Genomic DNA, 8,911 nt, shown 5'->3' with positions numbered 1-8,911 from the left:
AGCGAGGGGTTCGTGGCACTCAGCGAAAGCAGCCCTGCCACTCCGACCGAGCCGCCCCAAATAACCCAGACACTGCACCACGCGTTGACGGGTATTCAGCGCGACTCGACCTTGACCTGGATCGTTGCTTACACGTTGTCGACCCAGGCGTCTTCTTCCTCTTTGATATGAGGGATGCCACGGCGCATGCACACCCGGTCATACAAGCCATCAGCCACGGCCTCACGGAAGGTGCAGCGGAACAGATGCCCCTTACGCTTACCGGCGCGGATCTCTTCGATCAGCTCGTTAAACGGGTTCTCGGTGCCGTCGTGGGTGCTGATGACATGGACCTCACCACCCCAAATCAGCAGGGCGAGTGCCGCTTTTAGCAGCTCAGCCAAGTCGGAGTGGAACGCCGCTTCGTCGATAACCACAACACCCTGGCGACCGCGCAAGTTACTTGGGCGGCTGGTGAGCGCCACGATGCGGTGCCCCGAGGGAAACACGACGGTGTACGTCTTGATGTGCTTGTCTGGGTCTTCGTCGGGCCAGATGCCTTCTTCAATCTCGCCGGCCGCGTAGTCGAACGCCCGAGCCCACATGGCGCAGGCCTGGATGTACTCGACCGTCATGTCTTGGTTGTAGCCCAGGTAATAGACGGTTTGGCCACGTGCGCTTTTCGAGGCTGCCGCAACCAGAACGTTGTCGGCAGCTTCCGCCCAGGTGAGGCCGATCCGGCGGGACTTCTCACCAACCTTGAGAGGGGCACGGATATTGACCCAGTCCCTTTGGTACTGCAAAAGGACCGAAGGGGTGATAACACCGGCACTATCTGGCATAAGCCCTTCGTTCATGCGCACCTCCGCAGTGCTAGTCTATGGCCACTATCAACAGGGTGCTGGGGTGTTAAATGATTGACTGGTTTGCTGGTGCGGTAGAAAGCGCGAAGGCGATGAAGGAAATTGGTCAATCGCTCCTTACGATTCGCGACGAGAACATCATTCGTGAGCGCGTTTATGACCTGAACAACAGTCTGCTGGACCTGCAGCAAAAGCTGCTCGAAGCACAACTTAGTCAGATGGAGCTGGTCCAGCGGATTAAGGCGCTTGAAAACGAGAAGGATCAGGCTAGCCAATTCACAAACATCTTGTCTCAATACACCATCCATAAATTCCCTACGTCGGCCCATGCTTACGCCTTGAGCACAGAGGCAGATCCATCGCGCTACTTTTGCAGCCACTGCCTGGAGACTGAGGGTGTGCCCATCACGCTTCAGGGGGCCCGCCTGCTGCACTGCCCCAAATGCAAAAATACGATTGCTTCTGCGCCGCAGCCTCCCATCCGTGTTCGTCGTAGATAGCTTCACGACGCCACCCCCAGGATCTCGCGACGAATCTCGTCCACGGTCTTGGCACTGAGGCCACCTTTCTTGGCGATCTTCTCGACCTGGTTGGCAGCGGCTTCTGCCCTGGTACGAACTTCAGTCTTCCATTTCGCCTGGACGACAGACGCCCGGCCCAGCTCGGCAACGGCCTTGGCCACCTTGGGCAGATCGATCTTGCCGTCAGCAGCCATCAGCAGCTTGAACAGGTGCTCTTGCACCAGGCGCATGAGCGCTTCGTTGACCGCGCCTTCGTCGTCGGGCGCGGCCTGGACCACCGCTTTGGCCTGTTCGCTGGACAGCTTCAGGGCAGCCAGCTTGTCCTCGAACTCGCTGCCGTAGCGGTGCAGCGCGCTCTTGCCAATCGAGTAGCCACGCGACTCCAGCTCAGCGGAAAGCACCTCATAGCCCAGGCCGTTGAGGCTGATCTTGAGTGGCTGGCTACGGGAAGGATTCGCCAGGTTTCCGCTAATGCCACGTCGGAAGATGAGGTGTACGCCTACATCCCTCTTTACGACGCGCATATCAGCCAAGGACACGGTGCCTGGACTGATGGGGCGAGGGTGCTCACTAAGCTTGCGTTCACGCGCTACAGCCTTCGTAAGAAGGGGCTTAGCCCTGAAAAGCTTGCCGCTGTCCGGGTTGATGGCGATTCGAACGAGCCTGTGCTTAGCGATGGCGATACGGTCATGGTTGATCTGAGTCGGGATGTGCTCCAAGGCGAAGCGTTTTACGTGATCCGCCTAGATGATCTGCTTTATGCGAAGCGACTACAGCGCCTCTACGACGGAGGTGTGAAGATCATCAGTGCTAACTCTGCTTATGAGTCGATGACCGTTCCGCCTGATAGGCTCAGCTCATTGGTTATCATCGGCAGGGTTGTCTGGGCCGGTGGTTGGATGATCTGAGTAGAAGATGCCAAAGAGCCCGCGAAATGCGGGCTCTTTTGGTTTTCTCAGCGGGTTTCTATTTTGCGGCTCTTTGGCCCTGGCTTTGACCTTATCGATTCCGCCCAAGCCCCATCATTCCTGGCTTTTCCGTCTTCTTCCGCTTTCTTCCCACTTCATTTCGCTTAGTGCCATACATAGAACCCCCTCACACGTTGCTCCAGCATCGCCCTGGCCATGTTGACCATGTGCATGAGCGCGAATAGCACTTCGCGGGTGGTGCCTTGCTGGTTGTTGCCGGTTTCATGAGCGGTGGCTGCGGCGCAGCGCAGCAATGCCAGGGCATGGGCATTGGCCTGCTCGGTGGAGACATCGTCGCGCAAGGTCCAGGGGACGGCATCGATGCCAACGTGGGGTGGTGTGGGGTTGAGGTAGTAGTCGAGGGCGCGGCGGGCGGCTTCGCTGTCGAGATCTGTGTCTTCTTTTTTCGAGTTCTTCATGGAGATGCCTTTGGTTTCCCTTCTGGGGCAATGAGCGCCTAGTTTAGGTCTATCTGTACTATTCATGCATGCATAAATAATTCATGATGTGTATTGAAGCGTTTAGTACAGTCCGTATCGTTTGCGCCATGGAAAACTGGAACGCATTTCTGGCGCGCTACAAGCGCGAGCACAACCTCAGCCAGATCAAGCTCGCCGAGCGCCTGAGCATGACTCAAGGCGGTGTCGGTCATTGGCTGCGCGGCACGCGCAAGCCCACCTTGGAAACCATCAACGAGAAGCTTGAAACGCTGGGCCTGATCTACCTGGAAGCGCAGGTGATGGTGGTGGAGCGTCAGGAGGTGCGTGAGGCGCAAGGGGGCTACGCCGCCCAAGGCTCACTGGCGGCCCGGGCGATGCTGCACGCCAGCTTCCGCTTCCCGGTACTGGCCTGGGCCGACCTGCAAGGGCCGTTGCCCGACTCGAGCGAAGAGAGCGAGCAGACCGACTACATGCCGGCCGGTAACGCCTTCTGGCTGCCGGTAGAGAACGATTCGATGAATGCCGCCAGCGGCCAGAGCATTCCTCAGGGCATGCGCATCCTGGTCGACGCGGGCCTGGAAATGACCCCAGGCCGCTTGGTGATCGCCCGTCAGCCGGGCCGGCCTGCGGTGCTGCGCCAGCTGATCGAGGAGGGTGGGGAGCGCATGCTCAAGCCGCTCAACACCTTGTATCCCACGGTGATGTGCGAGCCAGGCTGCGAATTCCTGGGCGTGGTGGTGCGGGTGCACGGGGTAGTGTGAGGTGGCCGGCTAATCCCGCTCCCACGCAGCCTATTCCAGATCCACCAGCACCGTCCCTTCGCTGACCATTTCCCCTTCCTGACAGAACAGAGCCTTCACCGTCCCCGCCTGCGGCGCACGGATACTGTGTTCCATCTTCATCGCCTCCAGCACCACCAGCGCGGTGCCAGCCTCTACAGCCTGACCCGGCTCGACCAGCACGCGCACGATGCTGCCGTTCATCGGTGCGCCCAGCCCGCCCTGATGGCTGTGACTGGCTTCGACCTCGGCAATTGGGTCGAAGGCACTCAATGCATGCAGCTCCCCTTCCCATTGCAGGTACAGCACCTCGCCCCGGCGCACAGCCAGGTGGCGACGGCGCAGGCCGTCGTAGTCGTGGCACAGTTGCTCGCCTTCGAGGCTGAAGGCCGAGGTGGCGTGGCGTTCCAGGGCGATGGCCTGGTCGTGGCCATCGCAACGCAGGTGCAGGCTGCTGCGCGCTGGCAGGCCCAGGCGCAGGCCGTTGCGTGCGGGCCAGGGCGAGGCGGGGTCGTCGCTGCGCCGATCTTCCGGCAGGCCCTGTAGCCAGGCTTCGGCGGCCGCTTGCCAGAACGTGGCGGGCAGTTCGCGCGGCGGGGGTAGTAGCGTGTCCTGATAACGCGGGATGAACCCGGTATCCAGCTCGGCGGCGGCGAACGCCGGGTGGGCGAGAATGCGCTGCAGGAAGGCGAGGTTGGTCTTCAGCCCGCCGATGGCGAACTCGTCGAGCATCGCCAGCAGGCGCAAGCGCGCCTGTTCGCGGTCCTCGCCCCAGGCGATTAGCTTGCCCAGCATCGGGTCGTAGAATGGCGAAACACTGTCGCCCTCGCTGACCCCGCTGTCCACCCGACGCCCCTGGCCAGGCGCCGACTCGCGGTACAGCGCCAGGCGGCCGGTGGCCGGGAGGAATTCGTTGGCCGGGTCCTCGGCGTACAGCCGCACCTCGATGGCATGGCCGTGCAGCGGCACCTCGGCCTGGCTGATCGGCAGGCGCTCGCCGCGTGCCACGCGAATCTGCCAGGCCACCAGGTCCAGCCCGGTAATGGCTTCGGTGACCGGGTGTTCCACTTGCAGGCGGGTGTTCATCTCCATGAAGAAGAACTCGCCCCGGGCATCGAGCAGGAACTCCACAGTGCCGGCGCCGACATAGCCGATGGCCTGCGCCGCGCGTACCGCCGCCTCGCCCATGGCCTGGCGCAGCTCAGGCGACAGACCCGGTGCGGGGGCCTCCTCGACCACTTTCTGGTGGCGGCGCTGGATCGAGCAATCACGCTCGTTGAGGTACAGGCAGTTGCCATGTTGGTCGGCGAATACCTGGATCTCCACATGCCGTGGCTTGAGCACGTACTTTTCCACCAGCATGCGCGCATCGCCGAACGACGCCTGGGCTTCGCGCTGCGCCGAGGCCAGGGCATCGGCCAGCTGCGCTTCGGCCTCGACCACCTTCATGCCCTTGCCGCCGCCACCTGTACTGGCTTTCAGCAACACGGGGTAGCCAATGTTCGCGGCGGCGCTGCGGAAGGTTTCCAGGTCCTGTGCCTCGCCGTGATAGCCCGGCACCAGCGGCACGCCCGCTGCTTCCATCTGTGCCTTGGCCGCCGACTTGCTGCCCATGGCATCGATGGCGCTGGCCGGGGGGCCGAGGAAGATCAGCCCGGCTTGTTCGATGGCGCGGGCAAAACCTGCGTTCTCGGACAAAAAGCCATAGCCAGGGTGGATGGCCTGGGCGCCGCTGGCCTTGGCGGCGGCGATCAGCTTGTCGACCACCAGGTAGCTGTCGGCGGCCTTGCTACCGCCCAGGTCGATGCGGATGTCGGCCTCGCGGGCGTGCCGGGCATCGCGGTCGGTGGCGCTGTGCACGGCCACGGTGGTCAGGCCCATGGCCTTGGCGGTGCGCATCACCCGACAGGCGATTTCGCCGCGGTTGGCGACCAGCAGGGTGGTCAGCGTGAGGTGGCTCATGAACGCGGTTCCTTTTTATCGGGCTGCCAGGCTGGGCTGCGTTTTTCCAGGAAGGCGCGCAGGCCTTCCTGGCCTTCGGGGCTGACGCGAATGCGGGCGATGGTGTTTTCGGTATAGCGGCGCAGGGCCGGGCTCAGCTCGCCAGCATCGACCTCGCGTAGCAGGTCCTTGGTGGCGCGCAGGGCCTGGGGGCTGTTGAGCAGCAGGTTATCGACCCAGGCCTGTACCTGCGCCTCGAGTTCTGCGGCCGGGTACACCTCGGCCAGTAGCCCCAGCTCGCGGGCACGCACGCCGCTGAAGCGCTCGGCGGTGAGGGCGTAGCGCCGGGTGGCGCGCTCGCCCATGGCCTTGACCACGAAGGGGCTGATGACCGCAGGCGCAAGGCCAATGCGCACTTCCGACAGGCACAGCTGGGCATCTTCGGTGCCAATGGCCATGTCGCAGCAACTGATCAGTCCCAGGGCGCCGCCGAAGGCTGCGCCTTGCACCACGGCCAGGGTTGGTACCTTCAGGCGGTGCAGGCTGTACATCAGTTCGCCCAGTTCGTGGGCGTCGTCCAGGTTGGTGTTGAAGTCCAGCTGCGCCGATTGCTGCATCCAGGCCAGGTCGGCGCCTGCGCTGAAGTGCCGACCACGGCCGCGCAGCAGCACGAAGCGCAAGGCCGTATCATCGCCCAGGCGGTCGATGGCGACGATCAGCTCGCGGATCATCTGCGCGTTGAACGCGTTGTTCTTGTCCTCGCGGCTCAGCCACAGGGTGGCGAAGCCGCGTGGGTCGCGAACCAGTTCGAGGGTGCTGAAATCGCTCATGGGTCACATCCGGAAGATGCCGAAGCGGCTCTGTTCGATGGGCGCGTTCAACGCGGCGGAAAGTGCAAGGCCCAGCACATCGCGGGTTTGTGCCGGGTCGATGACGCCGTCGTCCCACAGCCGCGCACTGGAATAGTAGGGGTGGCCCTGGTGCTCGTACTGGTCGAGGATCGGCTGCTTGAGCCGGGCTTCGTCCTCGGCGCTGAACGCTGCGCCGGTGCGCTCGCTCTGTTCGCGTTTCACCTGCACCAGCACGCCTGCGGCCTGTTCGGCGCCCATCACGCCGATGCGCGCGTTGGGCCACATCCACAGCAGGCGCGGGTCGTAGGCGCGGCCGCACATGCCGTAGTTGCCGGCACCGAAACTGCCGCCGATGATCACCGTGAACTTCGGCACCTGGGCGCAGGCCACGGCGGTCACAAGCTTCGCGCCGTGCTTGGCGATGCCGCCTTCTTCGTATTTCTTGCCGACCATGAAGCCTGTGATGTTCTGCAGGAACAGCAGCGGAATGCCGCGCTGGCAGGCCAGCTCGATGAAGTGCGCGCCTTTTTGCGCCGCTTCCGCGAAGAGAATGCCGTTGTTGGCCAGGATGGCTATCGGGTAGCCATGCAGGTGGGCGAAGCCGCACACCAAGGTGGTGCCGAACAGCGCCTTGAACTCATCGAACACCGAGCCATCGACCAGCCGGGCGATCACTTCGCGCACGTCGAACGGCTGCTTGGGGTCGGCGGGCACCACGCCGTACAGCTCCTCGGCGTCGTACAGCGGCGCGATCGGCGCCTGGCATTGCAGCTTGCCGAGCTTGTGCCAGTTGAGGTTGGCAACGCTGCGCCGGGCCAGGGCCAGGGCGTGTTCGTCGTTGTCGGCATAATGGTCGGCCACGCCGCTGGTGCGGCAATGCACGTCGGCGCCGCCGAGCTCCTCGGCCGTGACCACCTCGCCGGTGGCAGCCTTCACCAGGGGCGGGCCGGCGAGGAAGATGGTCGCCTGCTGGCGCACCATGATCGCTTCGTCGGCCATGGCCGGCACGTAGGCGCCGCCTGCGGTGCACGAGCCCATCACCACGGCGATCTGCGGAATGCCCAGGGCGCTCATGTTGGCCTGGTTGAAGAATATGCGCCCGAAGTGTTCGCGGTCGGGGAACACCTCGTCCTGGCGCGGCAAGTTGGCGCCGCCGGAGTCCACCAGGTACAGGCATGGCAGGCGGTTCTGCAGGGCGATGGTTTGCGCGCGCAGATGTTTCTTGACGGTCAGCGGGTAGTACGAGCCGCCCTTCACCGTGGCGTCGTTGGCCACGATCATGCACTCGACGCCTTCGATGCGGCCGATGCCGGCGATCACGCCCGCAGCGGGTACGTCCTCGCCATACACCTCATGGGCGGCCAGTTGGCCGATCTCCAAAAATGGCGAGCCGGCATCGAGCAGCCGGTCGATACGCTCGCGCGGCAGCAGCTTGCCGCGCGAGGTGTGCCGCTCCTGGGCCTTGGGCCCGCCACCCTGGGCAATATGGGTGAGCAGGCCGCGCAGGGCCTGGACCTGTTCGAGCATGGCCGCGCTGTTGTTTTCGAATTCTGCCGAACGCGGGTTGATCTGGGAATGCAAGGTAGCCATGGCAACCGGTTCCTCGTATTCAGCGGGTTTCGTTGAACAGTTCGCGGCCGATCAGCATGCGGCGAATCTCGCTGGTGCCGGCACCGATCTCGTACAGCTTGGCGTCGCGCAGCAGGCGCCCGGCGGGGAATTCGTTGATGTAGCCGTTGCCGCCAAGAATCTGGATCGCCTCCAGGGCCATTTGCGTGGCGCGCTCGGCGGTATAGAGGATCACCCCGGCGGCGTCCTTGCGGGTGGTCTCGCCGCGGTCGCAGGCCTGGGCCACGGCGTACAGGTAGGCACGGCTGGCGTTGAGCTGGGTATACATGTCGGCGATCTTGCCCTGGATCAGCTGGAACTCGCCGATGCTCTGGCCGAACTGCTTACGGTCGTGGATGTACGGCACCACCAGGTCCATGCAGCTTTGCATGATGCCGGTGGGGCCGCCGGACAGCACCACGCGTTCGTAGTCCAGGCCGCTCATCAATACGCGTACGCCGCCGTTGAGCTGGCCAAGGATGTTTTCCTCGGGCACTTCAACGTCATCGAAGAACAGCTCGCAGGTGTTCGAGCCGCGCATGCCGAGCTTGTCGAACTTGTTGCTGCGGGTGAAGCCCTTCCAGTCGCGCTCGACGATGAACGCGGTGATGCCGTGGGGGCCCTTGTCCAGGTCGGTCTTGGCGTAGATCACGTAGGTGTTGGCGTCGGGGCCGTTGGTGATCCAGGTCTTGCTGCCGTTGAGCACGTAGTGGTCGCCGCGCTTGTCGGCACGCAGCTTCATCGACACCACGTCGGAGCCGGCATTGGGCTCGCTCATGGCCAGCGCGCCGATGTGCTCGCCGCTGATCAGCTTGGGCAAGTACTTGTGCTTCTGCTCAGGCGTGCCGTTGCGGTTGATCTGGTTGACGCACAGGTTGGAGTGGGCGCCGTAGGAGAGGGCGACCGAGGCCGAGCCGCGGCTGATTGAACGGCGCCAACAACTACCTCGGCGGCACCACCC

General features: G+C 63.6%; 10 protein-coding genes. 3 read left to right on the top strand and 7 right to left on the bottom strand.

Annotated elements, in window-relative coordinates; all coding sequences use genetic code 11:
* Window positions 1-128: 128 nt before the first annotated feature.
* The gene (locus ACQKPE_RS25085; protein ID WP_427669374.1) at window positions 129-836 is read right to left on the bottom strand and encodes a hypothetical protein; all 708 of its coding nucleotides are present in this window, start codon (window positions 834-836) and stop codon (window positions 129-131) included.
* Between the two features lie 56 nt (window positions 837-892).
* Here ACQKPE_RS25085 and ACQKPE_RS25080 point away from each other — a divergent pair, with 56 nt between their 5' ends.
* A complete protein-coding gene (locus tag ACQKPE_RS25080; RefSeq protein ID WP_427669372.1) occupies window positions 893-1,342 on the top strand; it encodes a hypothetical protein in 450 nt (149 codons plus the stop codon).
* A gap of 2 nt (window positions 1,343-1,344) precedes the next feature.
* Here ACQKPE_RS25080 and ACQKPE_RS25075 read toward each other — a convergent pair whose 3' ends face one another.
* The gene (locus ACQKPE_RS25075; RefSeq protein WP_427669371.1) at window positions 1,345-1,764 is read right to left on the bottom strand and encodes a DUF3486 family protein; all 420 of its coding nucleotides are present in this window, start codon (window positions 1,762-1,764) and stop codon (window positions 1,345-1,347) included.
* Between the two features lie 90 nt (window positions 1,765-1,854).
* Here ACQKPE_RS25075 and ACQKPE_RS25070 point away from each other — a divergent pair, with 90 nt between their 5' ends.
* Window positions 1,855-2,271 (top strand): S24 family peptidase, encoded by a 417-nt coding sequence (locus ACQKPE_RS25070; RefSeq protein ID WP_427669370.1) that lies wholly within the window; start codon window positions 1,855-1,857, stop codon window positions 2,269-2,271.
* A 164-nt stretch (window positions 2,272-2,435) separates the two neighbouring features.
* Here ACQKPE_RS25070 and ACQKPE_RS25065 read toward each other — a convergent pair whose 3' ends face one another.
* Window positions 2,436-2,750 (bottom strand): DUF6124 family protein, encoded by a 315-nt coding sequence (locus tag ACQKPE_RS25065; protein ID WP_427669368.1) that lies wholly within the window; start codon window positions 2,748-2,750, stop codon window positions 2,436-2,438.
* Between the two features lie 128 nt (window positions 2,751-2,878).
* Here ACQKPE_RS25065 and ACQKPE_RS25060 point away from each other — a divergent pair, with 128 nt between their 5' ends.
* The gene (locus ACQKPE_RS25060) at window positions 2,879-3,532 is read left to right on the top strand and encodes a LexA family transcriptional regulator (RefSeq protein ID WP_427669367.1); all 654 of its coding nucleotides are present in this window, start codon (window positions 2,879-2,881) and stop codon (window positions 3,530-3,532) included.
* Between the two features lie 30 nt (window positions 3,533-3,562).
* Here ACQKPE_RS25060 and ACQKPE_RS25055 read toward each other — a convergent pair whose 3' ends face one another.
* The 4 genes from ACQKPE_RS25055 to ACQKPE_RS25040 form a co-directional block, all read right to left on the bottom strand.
* A complete protein-coding gene (locus tag ACQKPE_RS25055; RefSeq protein WP_427669366.1) occupies window positions 3,563-5,512 on the bottom strand; it encodes an acetyl/propionyl/methylcrotonyl-CoA carboxylase subunit alpha in 1,950 nt (649 codons plus the stop codon).
* The gene (locus ACQKPE_RS25050) at window positions 5,509-6,321 is read right to left on the bottom strand and encodes a gamma-carboxygeranoyl-CoA hydratase (RefSeq protein WP_427669365.1); all 813 of its coding nucleotides are present in this window, start codon (window positions 6,319-6,321) and stop codon (window positions 5,509-5,511) included. The genes ACQKPE_RS25055 and ACQKPE_RS25050 overlap by 4 nt, the downstream gene beginning before the upstream one ends.
* Before the next feature lie 3 nt (window positions 6,322-6,324).
* On the bottom strand, window positions 6,325-7,932 hold the full coding sequence (locus ACQKPE_RS25045; protein WP_427669363.1) for a carboxyl transferase domain-containing protein: 1,608 nt from the start codon (window positions 7,930-7,932) through the stop codon (window positions 6,325-6,327).
* A gap of 19 nt (window positions 7,933-7,951) precedes the next feature.
* Window positions 7,952-8,911 (bottom strand): acyl-CoA dehydrogenase family protein (locus ACQKPE_RS25040; RefSeq protein ID WP_427669361.1); only part of this gene is annotated, 960 nt, incomplete at its 5' end.

It is taken from the genome of Pseudomonas sp. NPDC089554 (genome assembly GCF_050280645.1).
Lineage (GTDB): Bacteria > Pseudomonadota > Gammaproteobacteria > Pseudomonadales > Pseudomonadaceae > Aquipseudomonas.
The sequence above is the reverse complement of the archived record's forward strand: the minus strand, read 5'-3'. Positions and strand labels throughout refer to the sequence as shown.

Excerpts from the sequence above, each read along its gene's own strand:
- ACQKPE_RS25080 (WP_427669372.1), top strand. The coding sequence starts at position 893 with ATGATTGACTGGTTTGCTGGTGCGGTAGAAAGCGCGAAGGCGATGAAG.
- ACQKPE_RS25065 (WP_427669368.1), bottom strand. The coding sequence starts at position 2,750 with ATGAAGAACTCGAAAAAAGAAGACACAGATCTCGACAGCGAAGCCGCC.
- ACQKPE_RS25055 (WP_427669366.1), bottom strand. The coding sequence starts at position 5,512 with ATGAGCCACCTCACGCTGACCACCCTGCTGGTCGCCAACCGCGGCGAA.
- ACQKPE_RS25085 (WP_427669374.1), bottom strand. The coding sequence starts at position 836 with ATGAACGAAGGGCTTATGCCAGATAGTGCCGGTGTTATCACCCCTTCG.
- ACQKPE_RS25060 (WP_427669367.1), top strand. The coding sequence starts at position 2,879 with ATGGAAAACTGGAACGCATTTCTGGCGCGCTACAAGCGCGAGCACAAC.
- ACQKPE_RS25045 (WP_427669363.1), bottom strand. The coding sequence starts at position 7,932 with ATGGCTACCTTGCATTCCCAGATCAACCCGCGTTCGGCAGAATTCGAA.
- ACQKPE_RS25050 (WP_427669365.1), bottom strand. The coding sequence starts at position 6,321 with ATGAGCGATTTCAGCACCCTCGAACTGGTTCGCGACCCACGCGGCTTC.